The 25163-nt window shown below is 56.5% G+C and carries 15 protein-coding genes and 1 pseudogene; 3 read left to right on the top strand and 13 right to left on the bottom strand.

The genetic code is table 11. The annotated features are described in order from the left end of the window. Position 1: 1 nt before the first annotated feature. The 6 genes from QRN48_RS06445 to QRN48_RS06470 form a co-directional block, all read right to left on the bottom strand. Positions 2-1357 (bottom strand): dihydroorotase, encoded by a 1356-nt coding sequence (locus QRN48_RS06445; protein ID WP_502944581.1) that lies wholly within the window; start codon positions 1355-1357, stop codon positions 2-4. An 8-nt stretch (positions 1358-1365) separates the two neighbouring features. Beyond that, entirely contained in the window at positions 1366-2622 is a 1257-nt protein-coding gene (locus tag QRN48_RS06450) for a Zn-dependent hydrolase (protein WP_285349535.1), read from the bottom strand. Continuing rightward, positions 2619-3572 (bottom strand): dihydroorotate dehydrogenase, encoded by a 954-nt coding sequence (locus QRN48_RS06455; RefSeq protein ID WP_285349537.1) that lies wholly within the window; start codon positions 3570-3572, stop codon positions 2619-2621. Before QRN48_RS06455 ends, QRN48_RS06450 begins: the two co-directional genes overlap by 4 nt. Beyond that, positions 3569-4402: a dihydroorotate dehydrogenase electron transfer subunit gene (locus QRN48_RS06460; protein ID WP_285349539.1), complete on the bottom strand. Its 834-nt coding sequence runs from the start codon at positions 4400-4402 to the stop codon at positions 3569-3571. Before QRN48_RS06460 ends, QRN48_RS06455 begins: the two co-directional genes overlap by 4 nt. A gap of 180 nt (positions 4403-4582) precedes the next feature. Then, positions 4583-5818: an MFS transporter gene (locus QRN48_RS06465; protein WP_285349541.1), complete on the bottom strand. Its 1236-nt coding sequence runs from the start codon at positions 5816-5818 to the stop codon at positions 4583-4585. A 147-nt stretch (positions 5819-5965) separates the two neighbouring features. Beyond that, positions 5966-6820, bottom strand: a complete 855-nt coding sequence (locus QRN48_RS06470) for a hypothetical protein (RefSeq protein WP_285349543.1) — start codon at positions 6818-6820, stop codon at positions 5966-5968. A gap of 329 nt (positions 6821-7149) precedes the next feature. Here QRN48_RS06470 and QRN48_RS06475 point away from each other — a divergent pair, with 329 nt between their 5' ends. Together QRN48_RS06475 and QRN48_RS06480 are read left to right on the top strand one after the other, a co-directional pair. Continuing rightward, positions 7150-8025, top strand: coding sequence for a helix-turn-helix domain-containing protein (locus QRN48_RS06475; RefSeq protein WP_285349545.1), 876 nt, complete (start codon positions 7150-7152; stop codon positions 8023-8025). Between the two features lie 188 nt (positions 8026-8213). Further along, positions 8214-8792, top strand: coding sequence for a hypothetical protein (locus QRN48_RS06480; RefSeq protein WP_285349546.1), 579 nt, complete (start codon positions 8214-8216; stop codon positions 8790-8792). 203 nt (positions 8793-8995) lie between these two features. Here QRN48_RS06480 and QRN48_RS06485 read toward each other — a convergent pair whose 3' ends face one another. Beyond that, positions 8996-11596: a M10 family metallopeptidase C-terminal domain-containing protein gene (locus QRN48_RS06485; protein WP_285349547.1), complete on the bottom strand. Its 2601-nt coding sequence runs from the start codon at positions 11594-11596 to the stop codon at positions 8996-8998. Between the two features lie 460 nt (positions 11597-12056). After that, entirely contained in the window at positions 12057-12362 is a 306-nt protein-coding gene (locus QRN48_RS06490) for a hypothetical protein (protein ID WP_285349548.1), read from the bottom strand. A gap of 171 nt (positions 12363-12533) precedes the next feature. On the opposite strand from QRN48_RS06490, the gene QRN48_RS06495 reads away from it, so the two are divergent. Then, a complete protein-coding gene (locus QRN48_RS06495) occupies positions 12534-13154 on the top strand; it encodes a tyrosine-type recombinase/integrase (RefSeq protein ID WP_285349550.1) in 621 nt (206 codons plus the stop codon). Between the two features lie 451 nt (positions 13155-13605). Here QRN48_RS06495 and QRN48_RS06505 read toward each other — a convergent pair whose 3' ends face one another. The 5 genes and pseudogenes from QRN48_RS06505 to QRN48_RS06530 form a co-directional block, all read right to left on the bottom strand. Beyond that, positions 13606-13761 (bottom strand): hypothetical protein, encoded by a 156-nt coding sequence (locus QRN48_RS06505; protein WP_285349553.1) that lies wholly within the window; start codon positions 13759-13761, stop codon positions 13606-13608. Between the two features lie 100 nt (positions 13762-13861). Further along, positions 13862-14388: pseudogene (locus tag QRN48_RS06510) on the bottom strand (hypothetical protein). Between the two features lie 73 nt (positions 14389-14461). Further along, complete coding sequence (locus QRN48_RS06515; protein ID WP_285349557.1) at positions 14462-14704, bottom strand: hypothetical protein; 243 nt, start codon at positions 14702-14704, stop codon at positions 14462-14464. 382 nt (positions 14705-15086) lie between these two features. Next, positions 15087-15404, bottom strand: coding sequence for a hypothetical protein (locus QRN48_RS06520; RefSeq protein ID WP_285349558.1), 318 nt, complete (start codon positions 15402-15404; stop codon positions 15087-15089). Then, positions 15401-25108: a hemagglutinin repeat-containing protein gene (locus QRN48_RS06530; protein ID WP_350310419.1), complete on the bottom strand. Its 9708-nt coding sequence runs from the start codon at positions 25106-25108 to the stop codon at positions 15401-15403. The genes QRN48_RS06520 and QRN48_RS06530 overlap by 4 nt, the downstream gene beginning before the upstream one ends. Between the last annotated feature and the right edge of the window lie 55 nt (positions 25109-25163).

A 25163-nucleotide genomic window follows, 5' to 3' on the forward strand; every position in this document is an offset into this window, starting at 1 on the left:
CTCACACCGCGGCTAAAACAGAGTAACGATCAAATGCCAGACGCTGGCCCCGTACAGTACTGTCAACCGAGGTGCCATCCCAGACACGTTCTCCGTTGACAAAGGTTGCTGCGATACTTGTCGCGAACTCGGCCCCATCGAACGGCGTCCATCCGCACTTTGAAAGTACTTCAGCGTTAACAACGTGGTGTGACCGGCGCGGATCGACAAGTACTAGGTCGGCAGCGTAGCCCTCCCGCAGGTAGCCACGCTTGCTGACTTGAAACAATTCGGCAGGCGCGTGACTCACCACTTCTACCAAGCGTTCAAGAGTCAAATCCCCGGCCAGAACCCGCTCCAACGCGACTTGTAACGCATATTGCACCAGCGGAATGCCTGACGGTGCCTGGCCGTATTTTTTTTGCTTTTCCTCGAGTAAGTGAGGAGCGTGATCAGTAGCCAAAACATCAAGCCGTCCTTCGGCCAGGGCTTTGACAATTGCCTTGCGGTCGCTTTCGGATTTGATGGCCGGATTACATTTAATCAGGAAGCCCAATCGCTCATAGTCAGCTTCTGAGAAGTGCAGAAAATGAACACATGTTTCGGCGGTTATGCGCTTTCCGCTGATCGGCCCCGGCTCAAACAACTCCAATTCTTCTGCAGTTGAAATATGGAGCACGTGAAGTCGGCTGTTATGCTTGCGAGCCAGCTCGAGAGCCAACCGAGTTGATTTGATGCATGCCGCGCGTGACCGGATTAGAGGGTGCAGGCGAGCTGGGATCTCCTCGCCGAAAGTCTCTTTGACTTTGGCTAGGTCGGCATCAATCATCGGCGTGTCTTCGCAATGAGTGATGATCGGCACAGGCGAGACGCGGAAAATCTCGTCCAATACCTTGGGATCGTCCACCAGCATGTTGCCCGTCGACGCCCCCATGAAAACCTTCAACCCCGGCGTGCTAGACGGATCGATCACCCGAATATCTTCCAGATTGTCGTTGCTGGCCCCCATATAGAACGCGTAATTAACAACGCTGGAACCTCCGGCGATGTGGTACTTGGTTTCCAGCGTATCTCGGTCCAACGCTGCTGGTCGTGTGTTGGGCATCTCCATGAAGCTCGTGATGCCACCTGCGGCACAAGCGCGAGACTCTGATGCGATGTCTGCTTTATGGGTCAGCCCAGGCTCACGAAAATGAACTTGATCATCGATCATCCCGGGTAGGAGCCACAAACCTGTCGCATCAATTACCTCTTCGGGCGGAAGCACCTCAAGGAATTCCCCAATTCTGTGGATGAGCCCGTCCCGAATTCGAAGGTCTGCTGTCCATACGCGTCCTTCGTTGACCAAAGTGGCGTTGCGAATCAGCCAGGAAGTTATATGTTCAGTCACGACGTCAGCTCCAATGTCGAAAAATAAAGCACCTCGGAGGCTGCAAGAAAGTCGTCTAGGGCCATTGCTTCGTTAGGGTTATGTGATCCGTGCTGATTGCGGATGAAGATCATCGCACTGGGGATACCCGCGTTCGCGAATACGGCAGCATCATGACCCGCTCCGCTTGGAGTTCGAACGCCTTGATGCCCTTGCTGGCGAGCTTGCTGGATGAATGTTTCGACCCATGGCTCGTGCATCGCTGCCGGTGCTGTATCGATTCGTTTGTCGAACTCGAAACGCACCTTGCGCTCATTCTCTATAGCCTTTACTTCAGCCAGCGCAACTTCATAGAACTCATCAAGGGTAGATTGATGCAGACTACGCATTTCGAGGCTGAAGCTCACTTCACCGGGAATGCGCGAAACCGCATGGTGAGCAGCATTTGTTCCTAGAGTGCCGACCGTGACAACCAGATCCTTGCCGCCGGCGACGTATTCGCTCCATCGATTATCAATGCGTGCTACTAGCTCACTGACCGCGAAAACGGAATCGTGGCGGTCCTCACGTGCGACAGCGCCAGAGTGCCCGTCTTCGCCCAGACAACGAATTAGGTTGTGGCGAAGATTGCCACGAATTCCTGGCACGATGCCGAGAGCTTGACCCATCCGCTCAAGGGATTCGGCCTGTTCGATGTGCACTTCCAGGTAGCCTGCAAACTGGCTTTTATCAATCAACCATTCCTGACGACAGATCGCATCGGTATCGGCCCCGACGGCTTGCATTGCTTCGCCCAAAGTCCGCTTACTGAAGCGATTCTTAAGGCGGAGGTCTTGGGCATTCAGGGTACCGACTACCGCACGCGACCCGATGTAGGATTTACCATACCAAGCGCTCTCTTCACCGCGAAGTCCCAATACACGGACTGAGTGTGTGGTCTCAATCTTTTCGCGATCAAGGCGGCAAAGGCAAAGCAGCCCCGCGATTACACCGGCCAGACCATCATAGTTCCCCCCTTGAGGGACTGAGTCCAAATGGGAGCCGTACCAAAAGGCAGCGTTTCCGTTGTCGCTTTTGCGCTTGAATATGACATTCCCCGCCCGGTCGTATTCGACCACCAGATCGTGGGTTAGAGCGAAATCAGCCAAGTAGGAAATCGCTTCGCTCTCGCCTCTGCCATAAGTCTCACGGGTGATACCTTCATGAGAGTCCCTCGAGATTGCTTCAATGTCCTTGAACAGTTTATCGGCTTGTTCACGCCATAGGTCTGTCATGGCAAGGCTCCAAAAGGCATGGCTGGGGAGTCGTCAAGCGCGCCGATTAGCGATCTGACCGACCTGATCCCTTTGCGCTGGCAGAACGCTTCAAGCTCACCGATCATGGTGTTCATGATTTTGGGATGTAGGAACGTCGCGGTGCCGACCTGGACGGCGCTAGCGCCGGCATAGATGAACTCTAAAGCATCGTCAGCAGTCGAGATTCCACCACAGCCGATGACCGGAATTTCCAGAGCTTTGGCGCACTGATAGGTTAAACGCACCATCAAAGGCCGGATGGCTGCGCCGGAGATGCCACCCATGAAGTTACCAAGGCGAGCGCGACCGCGTTCGATGTCGATTGATAAACCTAGCAGCGTATTGCCGACAACAACCGCGTCAGCCCCGGCCTCTTCAGCTGCCAACGCGATAGGAGCCACTTCTCCAGCATTTGGCGTCAACTTCACCCAGAGCGGCAGAGAAGTGACTTGGCGTATCATCGAAACAACCTTATAAGTGCTGCCTGCCTGCATACCGAAAGATTGACCATGTGCTTCAAGGTTCGGGCAGGAGATGTTCGCTTCGATCCCTGCGACACCCGGTACGCTGCTCAGGCGTGCAGCCAGATTGGCAAAGCCCTGAATTGTCGGTGCGGAAATGCTCACGATTAGCGGCGACTCGAAATTGCGGTAGAAAGGCACAGCCTTATCGATGAACAGGTCAGCGCCTTTGCTCGGTATGCCGATGGCATTCATCATCCCGTCGCTGAGTTCGCATACGCGAGGCATTGGGTTGCCGGTGCGTTTTTCAGTGGTGATCGTTTTGGTTACCAGAGCTCCAAGCAGGTTGAAGTCCAGCAGGTGAGTCAACTCTTCTGCAAAAGTACCTGAGGCGGGCATCACTGGATTCTTCAGCCGCAGGCCGCCGACGTTGACGCTGAGATCCACTGTCGTATCGATAGCAATCATCCCACCACCTCCGCCAAGTTGAAGCACGGACCTTCAAGGCAAACTCGCTTGCCGACCTTGAGTCCTCCGACTTCGAAGACCTCTACGCAGCATTGACACATGCCGAGGCCACATACCATTTGTTGCTCAAGCGCAACTTGACCTACAAGGCCGAACTCCGCACTCAGTCGCTTCAACAGCCGCGTTAAGCGCTTAGAGCCACAAGTGAATACTGCATTGCTGCCTTCATGGGCGATGATTTTCCTAAGGCGTTCCTCCAGGTGTTCAATCGAGCTGCTACCGTCTTCATCCAGAACCACCTGTACGTCAGCACCAAGCGAGGCAAACCGCTCTTTTGATAACAGGCTTTTTTCGCTGCGGGCACTTAAGACGGCGGTCAGTCGAATGCCCAGGTTATGGGCCGCTTCTGCCAACGGCGCGAGCGTTGCGAGGCCAACGCCCCGCGCAACCAGAATCATATGTTGCCAGTTAGGATTGAGATCAAAACCCTTACCCAACGGGCCCAAGATTTCCAGGGTCTGGGCTGCCAGCAGCGATTCCAGCCCATACGTACCTTTGCCTGAAACCTTGTATAAAAACTCGACCTGACCGGTTTCCGGGTCGGCTTTGTACGTGCTCATGGGCCGACGAAAGTAAGGCTTATGATCACCTTCGCTTGGGCAGAGCAGATTAAAGAACTGGCCTGGTTGAGACATGCAGGCAGCGCCGTCCGCCTGGAGTACCAGGCGCTTGTACTCGGCATTGACCCACAAGTTGGAAATCACCACTGCCAGTGTGTCGTCAGGGGGAGTGACTACATCGGCCTGAGAGCAGCTATAAATCGCGTTCATGGAGGAAGCCTCGCATTGTCTAAATTATTATACTTAAAGGTTGACGTACAGTGCATAAACCGCCGCGGTAGGGGAGTCAAATGCGTTATGCGACGACGATTCTAGTTGTCACCCAGCTGAATCCCACATCAATATCTAATATTTGATACTTGGTAGACGATGTTTTACAGCAGTCCTTAGCTAAGCCTCTTGGAGCTTCTTGACTACTCCACTTAAGCAAGGTGGAAGCAGCCAGACAGTCGCGGCCATGGCGACAACGTAAAGAGACGCAAGCAGCATAATCGCAGCTGAAAACGAATAGTGGAGCGCCACGGCGCCAACTACCAAAGGGCCAAAACCGCCAGCGGCTCTGCCAAAGTTAAATAATACATTTTGGGCGGTGGCCCGAATTTGCGCTGGATAAAGGTCGGAAATCAAAGCCCCATATCCGCCAATCATCCCGTTTACAAAGATCCCCATCACTGCTCCTGCGAACAGCATCACGGTAGGGTCGTCGAGGTTCGCATAAGCAATCACCATCAGAGCCGCCCCGGCTTGGTAAAGCAGGAACATCCGCTTACGCCCGTAGCGGTCTGCGAGTTGGCCGAACAGCCAGATTCCAAAGGCCATACCTAGCACCGTCACCGCAGTCCATGTTCCAGAGGCCATTAGTGAAAAGCCGAACTTTTTGGAGAGATAACTAGGCATCCAAATCATGAGGCCGTAATAGCCGAAGTTCTGTACTGAGGTCAGAACGATCACGCCCAGGCTTGCCTTGGTGGTCGGACCATCCTTAAAGAGATCAGTGAAACGTCGCCTGAAGGAAACCGGTGATTTAGCGGCCTTCACGAATTCAGCAGGTTCGCTCATGGAGTGTCTAACCACCAGCGACACCAGCGCCGGCAATAAGCCAACCAAGAACATGCCGCGCCATCCAATGTGCGGAAGCAGAAGCGGCGTAAGCAAAGCCGCGGCCAGAACACCAACCTGCCAGCCCATTCCGACATAGGATGAAGCTTGGTTGCGTTTGCTAGCTGGCCAAGTTTCAGCGATGAGCGCCATTCCTATACCGAACTCGCCGCCAAGGCCAAACCCCGCAAGCGTTCGAAAAAACAGAAGGTCCCAATATCCCTGCGCAACAGAGCACAACCCGGTGAAGATTGAGAACGTAAGGATGCACAGTGTAAGCATGCGGACACGCCCGTAAAGGTCGCTCAGTTGGCCAAAAAACATTCCGCCTACCACAGCTCCCAGTAGGGTCCAGGTAACAAGCGACCCGGCCTCAGACGTGGTCAGAGAAAGACCGATCGCAATCGCTGGCAGCATAAATCCAAGAATCAGGAGGTCGAAGCCATCCATCGCGTATCCCGTAACGCTCGCGATTAGCGCCTTCACGGGTGAAGCATCCCTTTTTTCGAGCTTGTCGGACAAAGCCATCACGCCTTACCTCTTGTTTTTGTGTGTTTTTTGAGACGCTGGTGGCTTAAGTGCAGAGGTATAGTTGCGTTTTCAGCGAATCATTGGCCCTAGATTACCCCTAACCCCGAGCATTGTCTAAATATTTAGACAATCGGCGCGTGCAAATCATAGGTGCCATTCGAGGTTGATCGATAACGCATTGACGTCGATACCGTATCCCTTACTGTTGCCGAATTTGTTCCGCCAGTATTCATAGCCAGGCCCCACCCACAGCACATTTTTCTTTAGGCTTGCGAAGCGACCAACGTCTGTCATTAGCGAGGTACGCATGAGTCGCTCTGCGGAGGTAGGATTATTTCGATAGTCTTCGCCTTTCTCTCCGTTGACGCTGATGAAACCCTGAAATTTCATGGGGTTATCAGCTACCGTAAAAGGGAGGCCCCAGTTGACATTCGCTTGGAAGAACGGATCGAACATCATCCATGAGTGGTTTGCAGGCTGATCGCACACATCTAGGCCACAGTGATTCCATTCGCGTGCGTAGTACAAGCTAACATCAAGGAAGCCTACGGGCACCGTCACCTTAATGGTTGGACCCACCACGAGCATGCGCTTCCGAGACTGGAAGGCGTTATCTTTTGTGTTCCAGTCAAAGCCGAGACTTAAGGCAACGTCTCTAACCGGGCCAAAGGCCAATGGTCTACTGAACACTCGACCGTACTGCAATTGATTCCGGTATGTCAGATATACCTCGGTAGCGCCGCTATCGCTGTTCTCGCGCAGATCGTTGTGATCGGACTTGAAAACGTCGAGATTTGCGAATTGTTGGCCTAGGGCATAACTGCTGACATGAGTCACTTGGAGAATATTTTTCCCAATGTCTTGTGGCTTCCCAGGATCAGAAAAACTGTTGCTGTAGCGGTATCCAATGTAGGTATCGCTGAATGATGGTGGGTCGGTCGCGAATGCCACTGCAGGCATGAAAAAGACGAGCGCAGGTGCGCCGATGCTGATCTTCATATCAGAAACTCCAGTCGGGCGGGGGGCTTTTTGGTTGCTGCTAATTCGGCAGACCGAATACGCGGTAGCTGCCATACACATCGCGCCCAGTTGTGCGAGGCGATCGGAATTGGTGAGTTGCGGAGTGATCTGGCGAGCAATGGGTACGCGCTTCTGCCTGGTTGAGGCGCAGGGACGCCGCGTAGTCGACGAGGTGTGTGGACATGGGTGGCCTTTTTATTTGGTACGGTCTACCTAGCCTGTCTAAATATTGATACACTTTGGCCTTAGGCTCGTCAAGCCGTTTTGCTATGACATTAACCCTTATGTTTATCGTCAAGGATTCGTTAGTGAGCCAGATAGACTTTCAAGCCATCGGTGAGCGGTTAAGGGCGTTTCGGATTGGCCGTCAACTGAATGCTGACCAAGTTGCTGAAAAACTGGGGATTTCCAGGGCAGCTGTTTATCGACTTGAGCTCGGAAAGATCGTTAAGCTTGAAACGCTGGAAAGCCTAGCTGATCTGCTGAAAGTGTCCCTAACCAGCCTGCTCGGCTCTGACACGGAGTATTTCGACAACGCATTGGGTTACTTCGAGCGAATGAGGCAGCTTGAGGCCAGGTCCAGCAGCATCATTTCCTACTTCGATCCGTTCTCATATCTTCTGACGACGCCAGGGTATTCCGAGTTGTTTCAGACGATGCTTCACGAAGCACGGCCACCAAAGTTCAGCAAATCCCAAGATGCTATGGAGAAGCAAATACTCAGCATTCTGGATGAGCGGAAATCAACATTTTCCCGGCAAAAATTCGAGGTCAAATCAATTGTCAGCTTGCGACAAATTGAACGCTATCTCCACATTGGTTTAGTCGGCCGCCTGGATCTGCCTACCAGCCTACGAATGGAACGGGCGCTATTGGCGCGGAAAGAGATCGAGAATCTGATTAGCATCGTTGAAGCGAATAGCGGTCACCCAAGCATTTATCTAATTGACGAAGCGCTGCCAAGCGCTACCTTCCAAATATTCGAGCAACCATCAACAAGCTATGTTGCCGTCAGTCCTTACCGCCTCGGTGAGCTGCCAAATTTGCATGTTGGGATCGCTAGTGTCACATCTTCCACCCAAGCGGTTGAAATGTACAAAACGATGTCTACACACTTGCTGAGTCGCGCACATTCTGGTCAAGAAGCAACCAGTAAATTGCGGCAGTTACTCGCAAAGCTATGATCAGGTGGTTGGACCGGTGAAGCTGACTTTAGTGGATCTGATCACATTGCACATCCTTGGCGTTGAACATATGTCGAAACTGGTGATCACTGATGCCAGCTTTCGGCCAATAACAGACGGGCGCGGCCTCGGTCGTTATCCTAATGAAAAATTGTCGTCAATGCTGAATGATTAGAAAAGGATTCGCCATGGAAAGCGATGTCACGCTACACACTTCAGCCACGCCGAAATCAATCGCTGATGCCTTTCCGCCCCACCTGAAATTGGAGGCAGATAGCCTGAGTTTGGTCATGGGCGATACCAGATTCGCTGATCATCGAGGCATAGAGGTGACAACAGGCAAAAATCATGTGGTCATTCCATACCGAATCCACCACGAGGGCAGCGAGCAGGATGGTAAGTCTCTGAGCCGAACTCATAGCGTTATGTATTCGTGCCTTTTGACCAGGCACCATAATGGCTATGTGCGCCAGCGCCAACTTGAGCGCATCCTCCTGGCCTCCGAACCCTGGGTTGTCCCATTCGTTGTTCAGCTCACGGGCGAGTATGTGATCGAGATCCTCGACACGTGCGAAGCTCGCCTTTCCCTGCTTGACCCTGTGCTTTACGGCACCTTCATCAGGGATAACCCGAAGTATTTTCAGGCCACACGAGACCGAATGATCAGCTACCGGGATTGCTATTATCGGTGGCTGTATCAGCGTAAACCTGACTACGTTGGGTTCAGGCTGTTCGACCGACTCGAGGAATTTGCATCTCGCCTATGAACACCGAAACACCTCCCGGCTTCTTTAAACACCGCTGATCGTCAACTATGGATCGATTTTCGGTCCGTGGTGAGCGGCAGCAATCGGCCAGAAGCAGCCGGTCGCGGACATTCGAGTCTTTGCAACGACAAAAACATTCGATCCCCAAGCCCCAAGCTGAAGACTAATGTGCCTAGGCTTAACTTGGGGTCTGAATCGGTCACTCACACAGGTTCGGCTTGGGCCACCCCGATCAGGTGCAGTTCGATGGTGTCTGGAGCAAAGACAAAGTTGTCGGCGCTGAGGGTTTGCGTGTAATCGCCTTTCAGCGATACCTCAAAGCGATGGCCTTCGCTGTCGGCCTGGTTGGATTGCAAGTAGGTTCGATCGGTCGCATCGCTGTAGCCGACCTTTAGAGTGTGGTCGTTGCCGTTGCCAAGACCGGTGAACCCCAGGGCCGAGACGTCGATGCGGTCCACTGATACCAGCAAGTCGGCGATGATGTCGGCAGAGCCGTGGTAGCTGTCGCTGATGCTGCGGTACACGAAGGTATCTGCGCCGGAGCCGCCTGACAGGTAATCGCCGTTGCCGCCCCCAACCAGGACATCATTGCCAGCGTCGCCGTACATCTCGTCATAACCATCACCACCGATTAACCGCGCCGGTATCAACAAACCGTTAGCGCCCGTTTCCGGAAGATCGCCGTCAGGATCGGGTATCGAGGGCGCGAAGATAAAGGCGTTGTCGGTCGTCCCACGTCCATCGCTCAAGAAACCGACGTCCAGAGTCGTCAGCGAAAAACGGTTGCCAGCGGCATCGGCATCCAGGGATTCGATAGTGGCCAGGCCGGTGGCATCGTCGTAGGCCCAAGTCAGGGTGGTGCCGTGGCCGTTGCCAATACCGGTGAAGCCCAGGGCAGAAACGTCGATGCGGTCGCCTTGGCCCTGGTAGAAGTCCATGAGCAGATCCTGCTCGGCAGTGCCGCTGGCGTCATTGACATAGCTGTCAGTCAGGGCCTTGTACACAAAGGTGTCGCGGCCCTCGTTGCCGGTCAGACGGTCAGCGCCTGCGTCCCCCTCAAGGCGATCATTACCGACACCGCCAATGAGTGTGTCATTACCCCCAAGGCCCACCAGCTGGGCGCCGCTGGCACGCACGGCGGTGATGGTGTCCGCGAGAGGCGTACCGGGCTGACGACCAAAGAAGTTGGCGTCGGTAAGGCTATCCTGGTAATCGCCGCTCAGGGCGATTTTGAAGCGGTAGCCGTCGGCATCGGCTTCCAGGCTCTGCAGGTAAGTGGTGTCGTTACCACTGTTGTAGCTGAGCAGCAGCGTGCCCTTATGGCCATCGCCCAGGCCGGTCAGGCGCAGGGCGGCAAGATCCAGCTGGTCGTGGGCGGCGTCGAAATCCAGGATGCGGTCATGGGTATCACCGGCGCTGCTGGCGTAGCTATCCTGCCGACGGCTGTACACAAACACATCGTTACCCGAGCCCCCGGTGAGCCGGTCTGCCGCCTGACCGCCCTCCAGCAGGTCGTTGCCAGCGCCGCCATCGAGCACATCGCGGCCGCGCCCGCCTTGCAACACCTCTTCGCCGGCAGTACCGATCAAGTGATCAGCGCCATCGGAGCCCAGCAGGGTATAGGCTGGGAGGTTCATCGAGGTGTACAAATGAACGTAATCGGCATTACTCGCCAGGCCCAGTTGGGTGTGGCTGATCACGTTGCCATAGATACCGCGATAATCATTGCCGTTGGGCTGGACCTGGCTGTCGTCTAACCCATAGGTGGAGTGACTACCGCCGGTGATGGTGTTGTTGACCAGATCAAGTGCGGGGTCGGCGCCGGTGGTGACGCCTTGGGCATCGGTGTATTGCCCCACGAAAATCTCTGCGGCCGGGCCGCTCTGGGCGTTGTTGTGCACGTAGTTGCCGTACACCGCCTGGCTGAGAGTACCGAGCAGGGCAATACCTTCGTGACCATTGCCGTATACATCGGCATTGCGCACCGTGCCAGCCTCGTAGCCCTGCACCTGGATGCCCGCACCGCCGTTGTTATAGAACTGGCCGCCGACGATGCCGAACTGTTGGTAACCATTCACGCCATCAGGCCGCGCTACACCTGTGAGCAAAAAGCCATTGCCAGCGTTGTCATGGGCCAGGTTGTTAGCCAGGGTCAGATACGTTGGTGCCCTGGATGCGGCCACCACGTCAAACCCATCACCGCCGTTGCGGTAGGCCTGGTTATCCGTGAAGTCCATGGAATCAGCGCGAACAGGCTGAGCCTGGAACTGGGTAGAAAAGCCATCGCCGTTGTTGTCATGGGCCAGGCTGTCGGTTACCCGGGAATTTGTTGTGAGCGCCTGCGCGCGCAGCCCGTCGCCGCTGAAGTTCTGCAGCTCAACCCCGGCCACGCTGAACCCGGTGGTATGGGCGGACCCACCGGCCGCGCTTCCGGTGACGATTCCATCGATGGTCCCGCTGGTGTGTGCTTTGTTGCCATCAAGGGTGAGATTGCTAACAGTGGCGTTATTTGTATTGGCTCTGGCGGAAGTATGAATCAGCCCGGCGATGTCTCCACTGGATCCGTCAGCAAGCTTAAGGGTGGTTTCCCCCATTCGCGCGCCATTGAGAAAGACGTTGCTCTTAAGGGTCAAGCAGCCACCATCATTGTTGGGGCCACTGATGATGTAAGTACCCTCGGGCAAAAACACCTGGCCGCCGCCCGCTTTTGCCGCGGCGTCAATGGCCTTTTGAATCGCTTGGGTGTCATCGGTAACCCCGTCGCCCTTGGCGCCGAAGTCGAACACATTGAAGAGAGTGGCCACGTGAACTCCTTGATAAATGAAGCAGGGTCCGCGCGACTACACACTGGGCGGATAAGTAAAAGGCAGCTTGTTAGGACCCACCGCTGGTACGCCAGTTCAAGGCTCGTTATCGCTGTATTTTACTTCGCAGCATCCAGCGCGTGGGCGCCACATCCCAGCAACACCGTGACGTCCCAAGTTGCAGATGACTTTGCCCATAACCGCGAATAAGAAGCTCACTCTCTCAATGGGCGCACGTAGCTGAGAAGGTCACGGAGGCCTGTTGCTGTTCATGAGCAGAGCCACTCATCCGGCAGAAATGATCAGTCTAATCCCAGACGGCGCGGCCGTTTGAACATTCGGCCCTAGGCCTATGTCAATTGGTCGATTCATAGGATTGAGCAGATGATCGTCCGTTTTGGGTCGATAGCCGTCTTCCGCTACGCCAATGGCGCGTCCTGTTCTACTCTCCGATCAGACCTCATGCCCTCCAGCTCAAGGGCATTTCGAACACCTTGGCAAGCCGAGCCAGCTTCTCGGCAGACCTGGCAGAGATAGCGAGAGGAGGCTCTTTGATCATGTAGAACAGATGATCGAGTGCGACACCCGCTTCGCCGTGTGCGATGTAGTCCAGAACGATCTCTGCCCCATTCTCAAGACCTGACTGTGCCAGTGGATGATCATCAGTCAAGGGGCCAAGCTGCGCATATTCAGCGGACATCAGTGTAGAGACCTCATCCAGCACTTCGAGGAGGTCTTCACGCAGATCGGGACTCAGCAGATTCATTTCGCCTCTATCCATGTCGTCATATGCTTAGTTTGTACCACCACTTGCCGAAGAGTCACAGCGCTGACTCCACAGTCGATGGCTGCCCTTGGCGAGAGACTGTGCTCCTGGCCGATTAGCGACCGTTGCTCTGGCAAGCCATCCTCGTCTTCCACACATGGAGGACATGTCATGAAAATCATCGCTACCGGCAGCCGCGAGCCGTGGAACAAAGGAAAATTGGTCGGGCAGAAACCCCCGCTACGGCTGAGAGATATCTGGTCTATCCGAGTAAGGCTTCAAATTGCAGAAAGAACTCGGGATCTGGCTCTCTTCGATCTGGCCGTCGACAGCAAGCTTCGAGCTTGCGACTTAACCAAGCTCCGCGTGCGCGACGTCGCCCACGGCGAGCACGTATCATCACGAGCCATGGTCATGCAGCAGAAAACGCAGAGGCCTGTGCAGTTCGAGATTACTGAACAAACACGGTCTGCTGTCGCAGCCTGGATACGTCAGGCCAAGCTACGTAGCGAGGACTGTTTGTTCCCTAGCCGACTGCATACCTCTGACCATCTATCCACACGGCAATACGCTCGTATAGTCAAAGGCTGGGTGAAAGCCATTGACCTTGATCCAGCCATGTATGGCACTCATACGATGAGACGTACGAAGGCATCACTGATCTATCGCAGGACGACAAACCTGAGGGCGGTTCAACTGCTGCTCGGCCATACAAAGCTGGAGAGCACCGTTCGATATTTGGGGATCGAGGTCGATGATGCCTTGGAAATGGCGGAACAGACCGAGGTTTGACTATGCATAGCGACGGTTGACCCCAGGCCGTCGCTAATCGACCCATAGCTGTCAGTAGGAGCCATGCGGGCGTAGCATGGAAGCTAACCCCATCAATCCTGGGAGGGCCTTCCCTAATGAGTGGATCCGTGCGGACAATCGTAAAATGCCAAGATCCAGGTGATGGCAGCGGAGACGTCATTATCGATCTCCCACCGGATCTCCTTGCAGAAATGAACGTCGGTTTGGGTGATTCCTTGAGCATCGAGTTGATCGGCGGATCGATAGTGGTAAAGCCAGTCCGCAACACGGACACGCAATCTTGAGGCCGCGATCGACCCATAGCTGCCCTTCACCAAGGGCAGAAATCGGCCAGAAGCAGCCCGTCGCAGACATCGGGGTATTGGAATACCATAAAGACATTCAAGCTAAAGGCCAATGCGCTTAGCCCTGAACTTGCTGCCTGAAGCAGTCACTCTGACTGGTTCGGCTTTGCCACCCCGACCAGGTGCAGTTCGATGCTGCCGCCAGCGAAGACGAAGTTTTCGGAGCTGAGGGTTTGCCTATAGTCGCCGGACAGCGACACCTCGAAGCGACGGCCTTCGCTGTCAGCTTGATTGGACTGCACGTGTGTACGCTCGGTCGAGGTACGAGTGCTGTCCCGGTAGGGATGACACCCGTTACTTTCAAAAGTGGAAGGACACTGAAGAGGGACAAAAGCGCACGTGTCAAACTCCTAGCGAGGGTGCCGCCGCCTGCTCTGCCTTGAGAATGGTCCGGTGCAACTGGTTGATATGCTCGACGGCCTTGTGACCTGCGGCCAGGTTGTACACGAAGATTTCGCTTGTCTTCGTAAAGCGGTGACCTATGCGTACGGTGTACAGCGGAATATCCAGCTGAGAAAACCGGTGTAGTACATGGCGTCTTCAATATCACGCCACTTCACTCCGATAACGCCTTTGCTCCAAGGGAAGACTCCCCGAAAAAGCCAAACACCTACGTCGTCGGTGTAAAGACGCACGCTTTTCATGTACAGGACTTTGTAGACACTCATAGCGAGCGCGACCAGCAGAATAACCACACTTGCCGCAATCCCCAGATGGTGGAGATTCTCGGCTTGGGCCGAATGTAACGTCCACCATCCGATCCCTACTGACGCAGCAACACAGACGGTCACGCTGACATAAGCCAGCCAGGACAAGCGGTACACTGCATGCGCCGATTCCGTGGTGGTCAAGGATTCGTATCCATTCATTTTGCTTCAGGTCCTCAGTGACTTTTCTATGGCTCAGGGCCCGTCATGTCGGGCCTGGGCGAATGTCTACAGATCAGCGACGCCAGAACGGTAACTCGTCAGAAGCAAGAGAGTTATACAAATCTTCGGAACGATTTACATCAAAAGTATAATCAGGTGCGTCGGTGAACCCGATTCTTAAAGGAACGTACTCCTTAAACTCTTTATAAAAAACATCTGAGCACTCGATTGCATAAAAAATAATTTTGAAGAAACGAGCAAAGACGTCAGCCAGAGTATTACCATTCAAAAGCAAACGGGTATTTTCCTTGTCCACCCCGAAAGCGCAGGCGTAACAGCTTGCCCTCGAATATCAATAACGACTTGCTGCTGCGTTCCTTGCGGTAAATTTTCAGCTCGCTGGAGGGCTTGCTCGGAAACACTACTAATCAATCCGCTTTGATTTTTTTGCAATTTTGTAGTTTTTCACTTCAACACGTGCCTAGGTTACCTATACACACCAGTCTGGACGAACACTACTCGAAGGGCCGTAAGGAAACACTTGTCCCATTTTTATAACTGACTTGTGGGCGAGCTCCAGCACCGGATCAGCGCCGATATCCAATTTCAGTTTTTTGGGGTGTGGGACGAACAGGTGTCCCAATAGAGGCAAGATCATCCACCTTCCCAGCAGCGCCACCAGTAGCTTTTGCACTAGCTTAATAAATGAACTTGGTATTGGCTTTTCCACTAGAATCGATAATCAATACAAATTTCCTCCAATCACCACCCGTGTGCGACCTCATCAGTTCATGCAACTTATGGACGTGGCTAGACGTCCTATCTTCAGGGTCATCCAAAAGTTCGCTGAAGAACAAGCCATCGCGGACGAATGAGTATTTAGAACCTACAGACCACCCTCCATCATAAACCTCATACTCAAACTCACAGCGGATCTCTTCGTACGGCCCATTCGCAGAGTCGTGCATGATCTGCGTGAGCGTATTCAAGACCTGTACTTGTTGCTCAATGCTCATTGCCCGGCCTCATTCCTGAATGATTTACGCATTTTTATCCCATTGATTGAGTAATCAATAACTAATGAATCTGGCCTTGCCGACGCAGGATCTGCTCTAGCAAAGCGCACTGTCACGGCGCCGACCTGATCACCGTTGTTCAACCCCTTCTTAATTTCTGTTTCCCACCGCTTATAGGCAGAGTTATTGAAATTACCATCCTGCGGAAAGAGGTTGAATCTGTCACAGGTACCACCAAGCTGACAACCCCGGATGTGCCCCCCCACATCCGTAGGCAGTCCCTCTTTGCCAACTGACGTTTGCCGTTTATCACGGACGCCTTTATCCAACGACGGACTATAGGTAATTTCATCAACGTAACCGCTTGAATTGGTCTTGAATTCAGTGCCGTTGTTCAGCTTGACTTGGCTATTTGGTGGAGGCTCATTCAGTATTTTGTATTCAGGTGTTCCTTTACTGGCTTTGGCCACATCGACCTCAATACTAGCCAGTTTGACGCCACCTTCTGCACCCTTTTTCGCAAGCTTGCCAAAACCCGCCACTAACACAGATCTTAGAACATCTTCCTTGGATGCGCCATTATCCACGATATTCAAAATACCAGGAACATCCACCGGAACCAACATCGAGTCGACCAAACCACTTTTGTGGGCTAGCTCATTGATTTTTTCTTCGCTTAGCCCCTCTCGTCTCCACTGCGCAATTTGTCCGCTCTTTTTAATCGCATCCAGATAGGGATTACCGATCACACCCATCGGAGTCCAATCAATCCCAGACAGGGAATAAATGTCGCCATAGCCCCCAGAATCGGAACTCAGCTGCCCTTCCTTGGCCCCAGCCATCATGGCGATGGAGTAGTCCGTGACGAGGACAGCGAGTTCTTCCTGACTCAACTTGCCGGCTTTATAGAGTCCGACGAGTGTTTCCCCTGCCTGTTTTTCCTGCTGTCGATATTCATTGCGAATACCCCGCTCGCACTCACCATCGCCTGCGCAGCCAACGAACTGTTTCTGCAATTCATCAATGCTTCCGATTCCGGCGGCCTTAAGCTTTTCATAGAGTGCCAGACTCTGCTTGTCCAGCCGTTCGACACCGTAGGTGTTCGAGAGAAGGTTGTTCTGAACAGCATTTGTCCCCGCCTGCGCCCCCGTCACTGCTCCGCTCAGGTCACCACCAGCAATCCCCCCAGCCAGCCCTGCAGCCAAGCCCGACAGCGCTGAGACCGTTTCTTTTTGCTCCTGCGTCAGATCTGCCGTTGCAGTGCCTGGATAAAGTTGGCGCGCGATGAGCTCGCCTGTCGCAGCTCCCGCAGCCCCCGCCCCTGCAGAATTGCCTTGCGCCTGCGCCACCACCGCGCCCAATACGGCATGGGCCATGATATTGAGTGCAGTGTTACCGCCAGTCGATTTCTTGATCACTTGGGCCAGGTAAGGCGCCGATGCGCCCGCAATGGCTGAGCCAATATCGCCCCCCACCAAGCCTTGCAATGCGGCTGTCACTGCCTGTGCGACACGCGGGTAATTCCCGCCCACCCCGTAGTCAGCCATAATCCGTTTATAAGCATCAGTGGTAATCAGCTGTTGCTGGTAGGCTTCGACCTCCTCTTTTTTCGCATCTTTTCCAGGCTCCTTGACGCCAAGCTTATCAAGTTCAGCACGCGCCTCTTTATCGGCATCGATCTGACCTTGGGTCCGGACGATGTCTACTGTCTGAGTGCCAATATCCGCAATCAACTGCACCTGCCGCAGGCGCTTCTGCTCTTTCTCCTTATCGAAGATGGGGCTGATGCTGTCGTTGGCGTGTTCGACATCGTGGCTCAACGTCGCAACGTCCTGCTGCTGTTTGGCAGGGTCGCGGATGTCGAGAGCGCCGTTGGAAATGGCCGATGAGGTCGTGCCGCTGTCACTGTCGCCATGGTTGAAGGCGATCAACGTGCCGGTGGGCATATTGCTGATGAACGCATTGGTGCCATCGCTGCCGCTGCTGACGCTCGCGCTTTGCAACTGGCTGGTGTAGTCGGCCTTGTTCTTTAGGACGCTCCAGCCAAGCGTGCCAGTGCTCAGGCGGTTTTTGTCCGGCGAAGCAGTGCTGGCGATCACGCTGCCATCGAGTTGGGTATGGTTGCCCACATCGATCTGGTAACCACCCTTGCCGCCGAACAGGCCGGTTTGCTCCTGCACACTCTTATAGTTGGAGTCGATCCTGGTTTTGCTGATGCTCAGGTTTGCGCTACCACCGCTGCCGATGATTGCGAAGCTGATGCCCCCGCTGACATCCTTCTGTTTGGATTTGTAGTCATCGGTGTCCTGCAGACTTTGCAGGGTGAGGTCGCGACCAACCGTGGCGGTGATTTTGTCTGCGCTGACTTGCGCGCCCTTGAGGGCAGTGTCACGCCCGCTGACCAGGCTGACCTGCCTACCGGCGTCCAGCGTTGTCTCCGTCCAGGTGGTGCCGGTGCCCTTCTCGTTTCCGGTGCCCTTGTTCGCATTGGCGAAAACGCTCAGGCCACCGCCTTCGGAACCCACGCCAAGGCTGATGCCAAGCGCTCCGCCGCTGCTGTTGTTTTTGCCATCGAGTTTTTGATTATTCGCCGCAGCTTCCAGGAGAATATCGCGCTCCGCCGCCAGCCGCATTTCGTTACCGGCCTGCAGCTTGCTGCCTTGAACATGGATATCACCTGCGTCACCAGGCGTACCGTTGCCGTCCGCCACGATGGTGAGGTTGTTGCCGGCTGTGAGACTGCTGCCCTGGCTAAGGGTTTGCTCTTGGGTCTGTCTGGATTCGGACTTTTGCGAGCCCACGGAGAGGCTGATACCTACAAACTGCGCAGCGTTGTCACCGGTCATGCCGCCATTTTGCTGCGCCGCTTGCCAGGCCTGTACGCCGGTCAACCCTGCTTTAACGCCTTGCAGCGCCGAGAGGCGGCTGTCGTCCTCGTTCTTGGCTTGCTTGGCGGTCTGGTAAGCGGAGCCCACCGCACTACCCACAGTGCCGGACAACGCCAGGGTCAACCCACTGTTCTTGCTCTTGGAGGTCTGCTCGCTGCGGTTGTTGTTTTCAGAAGCCAGGACGCTAACGTTTTGCCCAATCAGGCTGATGTCCTTACCGGCAACCACGTCAGAGCCGCGAATGGTCAGGTCTTTGCCAGCCTGTACATCCACGCTGCCCAGCACGCTGCCGATGTCGCTGGCCCGGGTGGTTTCGGTGCTGCTGGTGAACGTGTTCTTGTTGCTGCTTGAGCCCAACGTGACGCCGATGCCACCCGTGCTCAGCAGGCCTGATTTTTTGGTTGAAGACGAATGGCTTTGTTCAAAGGTTTCCGTCGCTCCGTCGATCACCACATTGCGCCCGGCAATCAGGCTGGTGGCGTTGGTGGAAACCACGTCACTGGCAACCGTCCCGATGTCTCGACCGGCACGTACGACGACCGTATCAGCGCTGATGGAAGAACCCTGCTGGCTGATCTGGTTACTGCTGTCGATACGCGTTTTAGAGCTGCTGGACAACAACCCGCTGCTGGTTTTGGTTTTGCGGTAATAGCTGTAGTCGCTGTTCTGCGCGGCGTTCAGCGCCAGATCATTACCTGCGTACAGGTAGGCTTCCTTGCCCGCACTCGCGCGGCTGGCGCTGAGGGCGAGGTCATGGCCTGCGCTCAGGGAAAGGTTGTCACCGGCCACCAACGAGGTGCCTACCTGCTGAACATGGTCTTCCTTACTCGTAACTTTCTTGGAGTTAAAGGCCGAATGCTGTTCATTCGCCGCCGAAGCCAAGTTCAAATTCCCATTGGCCGCCATCGCCAGATCACGCGTTGCATTCAACCGGCTGCCAATCGCACTGATGTTCCGCGCGGCCACAACCTGGAAGTCTCGCCCCGCCTCCACAACGGTGCCGTACTGGGCAACGCTGCTACTGCGTGAGCGAGTGCCGACGCTACTGGCAGTGCGCTGTTCGGCGGTAGCCAGATTTACGTCGCGCCCTGCCTGTATCCGGGTGTCCGCGCCACTTTTCAGGGCGCCGCCGGTGCTGTTGACATCACGCCCGGCTTGGAGAGTCAGGGTGTTGGCGGCTTCGATGCGCGCGGCGTTGTCGACGAAGTCGGTGCGTTCGGTGCGGTAGCCGCTGCTGCTCTGGTGGCTGGTTACGCTGCGTTCGTTGAGCACGTCACCGCTGATCGCACCCACGCTGACGTCTCGTCCGGCAATGATGCCGCCGGCGCGGTTGGTCAGGCTATTGCCGGCGAGAAGGTCGAGTCGGTTGCCGGCTTCGGTGAGGCCGCTGTTGACCATGTTGCGCCCGGCGCTGGCGGCCAGGTTGTTGGTGGCGCGCAGGGTGCCGACGTTGTTGAGGTCGGTGCCGGACACCAGATTGAGATCGCTGCCGGTGATCAACGCGCCGTTTGGCGCCAGGCGGTTGTTGGCCTGGGCCAGGTAGAGCACCGGCACCAGAACTTGCTGGCCGGCAACGGTGGCGTTTTCCATCCACACGATGTCGTGGGTCAGGGCGGCGACCTGTTCGGCGGTAAGGCTCACGCCCACCGACAGATTAAGCGCCTGCTTGCTGCCGATTGCGTTGTCCATCAGGTACTGGAACATCGCCGTATCGCTGGTAATACCATCGATGAAGCGCTGGCCGGTGCGGGCGATGATGGCCTGCTGGATCAAGCGTTGTTCATAGAAACCATCACCCAGACGTTTCTGCGCCTGGTCCGGGTCATAGCCCAGTTTGGACAGCAGGTAATCGGAACTGAGGAACTGACCGAGGTTGGTCAGCGCAGGGTTGGTTTCGATCAGGTATTTCTGCGGGTTGGAGACGAACTGGCTGTCCGGCAGCCCTTGCACGCGATTGATGACTACACCGTCGGCCGATGTGCTGCTGCCGGGTACGATCGGGGCACTGGCCGGCGCACGGTCAACGGTGCCGCCACTCAGGGTCCAGCCCTGAGGCGCAGTGCTGGCGGGCGCGCTGGCGCTTTGACCGCTGAGGCGGAAAAGGCCGCCCTGCCCGCTGGGCAAGGTAAAGCCGGGCAAGCTCAGCGGGTTGATCTGCTGCTGGGCCAGATCAGGAGGTAATTGCTGGTTAAGGGTGATGCGGGTCGAGTAACCGGTAGCGCCGCTGGCGCCTGTAGCATCGGTACCCGTTTTGGCGCCAGCGCCCACATAGGTATAGCCAGGACGCACCACGGTGTTATCGATGTTGTTATGGGTGATGACAGTGGCCGCGCCGCCAGCTTGGATGATGCCGGCGTAACGTTGGTCGCCGGTCGCAATTTTGGTGACACGGCGCAGCGAGACGCTTTCCTTTTCAGTGGTGCCGATGAAAGCTGCCATGGCGGCTTCCAGGCCACCCAGATCGTTGGGGTTGTAGGCGGCGCCACCCACCGAGTACTTTCGATTGAAGTCTGCCGCCAACGCATACCAGTCGCTCGCATCGCGGGTGCGCTCGGAGCGGAACAAGCGCCAGGTTTCGGTTTCGCCAGTCTCGATGCCCGTGTTGGTCAGGTTGTTAACCGTGATGTTGATCATGCCGGCGGCGCCGATGCTGCTGCTTGAATTGAGCAACTGGCCACCGGTCAGGGTGATGTTTCTTCCCGCACTGATGAGCGATGCCGCACTGGCCTGGAGGACTTCGAGCTTGTCGCGCTGCACCACCTCCCACAAGTGGTTGACCTTCCCACCGTCGCAGTCGCCAGCGTAATCGGCACCCCGCCGGCACGGCATTTCGGTGATGGAAGCGGTATAGATGCCCCCGTCGTTGGTCGTCAGCACCGCGCGCTCGTTTCGCATCACTGCCGCTGCGAGGCTCAGGTCACCATCACTCTGTATGCTCGCCGAGCTGTTGATAATGCTGTCGGCCAACCCGCCCTTGCCGTCGCGATCAACACTCAGGTTGCCCATGCTGTAAATGTCGCCGTAGCTGTTGTTCAACGACGCGACGCGCAGGCTCATGTCAGCACCGCTGAAGATCAGGCCGTGGTCGTTGAGCAACGCGCCGGCGGTGACAGTAAGGTTTTGCCCGCTGCCCAGAGTGGCGTAGTTGTTCAGCGTGCCCGCGTTAATCAGCAGGTCGGTTGCCGAGGTCAGGCGGCCACGGTTGTTCAGGACGCCGCTGATGGTTGCACTGGTCACGCCACCACCGGCGATGCTGGCGGTCTCACTCAAATTCGCCTGCGCGGCAGTGAGGTTCAATGCACCCAGGCTGCTGATGCGTCCGGTGCTGTTCAAGGCGCCGCTCAACGTCAGGTCGAGGTCGCCGTCGCTGGCGATCAGGCCGTTGGTGGTCCAGTTGCCGCCGTTGCCGATAAAGCGCCGCGCGCCGAGCAATTGCCCCGTCGCTGTCTGGTCGAGGGTGTTGACGTTGACCGTCAGTTGCCCGGCCTGGATGACGCTGCTGTTGGTCCAGTTGTCTTGGGTGATGGTCAGGTCGCCCCGCGTCACCAGGCTGCCGCCGACGTCGTTGAGGTTGGCAGGCGCAATCCCAAAGTTACCGGTACCCACGTGCAGCACATTACCGCCGAGGTTCTGCAAGCTGCCGGCATTCAGTGCAAGGTTGGTATTGGCCGTTTCCAGCACGCCGTTGCGGTTATCGAACAGGCCGCCAATGGCGAACTTGGTAGTGCCGGAGTTGCCCAGCGCACGCAGACGGCCGGTCTGGTTATCCAGGCTGGCGGCGCGGACGTTGAGAGTGGATTCGCTTTCGATGATGCCCAGGCGGTTATTCAGTGCACCGCTCAGGTCGAGATCGATCTGCCCGGCGGCAATCTGGCCATCGTTGTCGCCGCTGTTATCGAAGTCGTGCCCGACCACGCGCATCAAGCCTTTGGCATACAGCCCGCCGTTGCGGTTGTCGAAATTGCCGGTGGTGACCAGGCCGTTGCCGTCCTGGGCGGAAATGCGCCCGCCATAGTTGTCCACGGCGCCGGCCTGCAGGTCCAGGGTCTGCCCCTGCATCACGCCGCCCTGGCGATTGTTGTTGAGGTCATAGCCGTTGCGCAGCACGCCGACGACGCGGGTCTGGAGCAAGGCCTTGAGGCTGGCGAGGGTGCCGCCGCGGTTGTCGAGGCTGGCGGCGTTGACATTCAGGTCGCCGGCCTGGGCGATCAGTTTGCCGCTCTGGTTGTCGATGGCGTCTGCCACGTCGAGGGTCAGGCCGTTCTGGCTTTGCACAGCGCCTTTGCCGTTGTCCAGCCGGTTGGCGCTGAGCTTGAGGTCAGCGTTCTGGCTGTAGATCAGGCCATCGCTGCCGTTCTGTACCAGGCCACCGGCGGTGATGCTCAGGCGGTCGTTGGCGGCCAGCGTGCCGCGGTTGCGGTTGTCCAGGCCACCGGTCATCACGGTCAGCAGCCCCTGGCTGGCGAGTTGACCGCCCTGGTTGTTGATCTGAGCGGCACGGCTGATCAGCAGCGGGCCACCGCTGCCCAATTTGCCGTTGGTATTGGTCAGCGTCGCCAACAGGTCGAGGGTGGTGGCGGCACCGCCGCTGATGCTGCCGGCGGTGTTATCCAGGTTCTGTGCGTTCAGGCTCAGCGCCGCAGCGCTGTCGATCACGCCGCCTTGGGCGTTGTTGAGCAAACCGCCCACGGTTAGGGTCTGGCCGGCGGCGCTGGACAGTACGCCATTGGCGCTGTTATCCAGCTCGCCAGCATTAATGGTCAGCGCCTTCTGGCTGACCAGCGCACCCGCACCGCTGTTGAGCAAGCTGCCGGTCAGCGTGGCATTGAGGTCGCCATAACGGCTCGACAGTGTGCCGTTGTTGCGGTTGTCCAGGTTCGCGCCGCTGACGGTCAAGCCTTGCCAGCCGGACATCAGGCCATTCTGGTTAATCAGAGAGTCGGCATTGAGCACCAGCAGGTTATTGCTGATCAACTTGCCGTTACTGTTGTTCAGGGTGCGGCCGTTCAGGTTCAGGGTTTGCGCACTGGAGATTTCGCCGCCGGTGTTGGTCAGGTCGCGCAGGTGAGTGATGCTCAGGTTGCCTGCGGTGGTGATCAGGCCACCGGTGTTGTCCAGAGACGCGCTGTTAAGCGTCAAGGTCCCAGCGGCGTTGAGCAGGCCCTCATCGCGATTGACCAGTTGGCCGGAAACGTTGAGCAGGGTATCGCCACGGCTGGTGACAGTACCGCCGCTGTTGTCGAGGCTGGCCGCTTGAGCGTCCACCGAGGCAGCGGCAATCATGCCCTTCACGTTCGCCAGGGCGCGGCCAATGCGCAGGGTCAGGGCGGTACTGCCGAGCACTTTACCGGCGCTGTTGTCGAGGTTGTCGGCAGTGAGGGTGAACGCCTGGCTGCTGGAGATCTCGCCGCCCTGGTTGTTCACATCCTTGAGATTGTTGAGCATCAGCAGCGGTGCGTTGATCAGCCCGCCCTGGTTGTTGAACTGCCCACGTTTGAGTTCCAGGGTCATGCTGGCGGCGCTGGTCAACTGGCCGCCTTGCTGGTTGTTCAGATCGGACGTGGTGATCTGCGCAGAATCACGCGCGCTCAGCGTGCCGTTCTGACTATTGTCCAGGCTTGCGCTGGTCAGGTTCAGGCTGCCGTCGGTCACCAGTCGCCCGCCCTGGTTGTCCACAGCGCCGCGCGTGCTGATGGTTAGCGGGCCGGCGCTCGAGAGCGTACCTGCGCGGTTGGACAGAGTGCCCGCCGTCACGCTCAGCAGCCCTTCGCTGCTGATCAGCCCTTGGTTGCGGTTGAGCAATTGATCGACAGTCAGGTTCAAGCCGCTACCGGCGACTACCAGCCCGCCGTCACTGTTATCCAGCTGCGTGCCGGTGACCGACACGCTCGCCTGGCTCGACAACTCGCCGTTGCGGTTGTCCGTGTTGGCCACGGTGACCTGCACGCCGCCGATACCGGCGACCAGGCCTTTCTGACGGTTGTCCAGACTATTGCCGGCCACGGCGACAGTGCCTTGGCTGGTGATCAGCCCGTTCTGATTGTTGAGGGCATCGACATTCAGGCTCAACGCCTTGCCAGCCGTGATCAGGCCGGTGAAGTTATCCAAAGTGGCAGCTGTCAGGGTTGCAGTGGCAAGGCTGGTGAGTTCACCGCCACGGTTTTGCACATCGCCTGCGGACACGGTCAGTGCGCCATCGCTGGTAACCAGCCCACCTTGGGTGTTCTGCAGGCTGCCAGCCGTGATATTCAGGCTGTTGTTACTGAGAATGCGTCCTTTGTTCTGGTTGTCGACCGAGGTGGCGTTGATTTGTACGTGCTGCTTTGCACTCAGGGTACCGCCCTGGTTGTTGAGGGTCTGGGCATCCACAGTCAACGCACGGCTGGCGATGACGCTGGCGCTACTGTTATTGATGGCCTTGCCACGCAGGCTCACATCGCCCGTTGCGTTGCGGGTGTTATCGCTGTTGACGCCGGCTTCAATAATGTCGCGGTTGGTCAAGGTACCGCCGCTGGAGAGTGCGATGCGGTCGCGTGCTGCCAAACTTTTACTACTGGTGAGATCGCCCTGGGTTTGCACCTCCAGCGCTGTGCCAGCGTAAACCTTGTCAGCCAGATTGACGCTCTGCGCCGTAACCCTGACGTTACCGGTGGCGGCCGTCTGAGCCATGCTCAGGCGCCCATTGGCATCCAGTTGAATATCCCCGCCACTGGCCGCCAGCGTGCCGTCCAGCTTCACGCCCACACCGGCTTCGGTGCCCACCAGCTTGATCGCCCCGGCGTACATCCCGCCAAGGGCCGATGAGTCAATCGCCACCTCGGGCTTGGTGCTGCCATCGTCGGCGCGGGGTGTGGCTGTCAGGCTTTGGGCG

Origin of the sequence: Pseudomonas sp. ME-P-057 (assembly GCF_030208975.1) — a bacterium.
In the GTDB taxonomy this organism is placed as follows: domain Bacteria; phylum Pseudomonadota; class Gammaproteobacteria; order Pseudomonadales; family Pseudomonadaceae; genus Aquipseudomonas; species Aquipseudomonas lutea.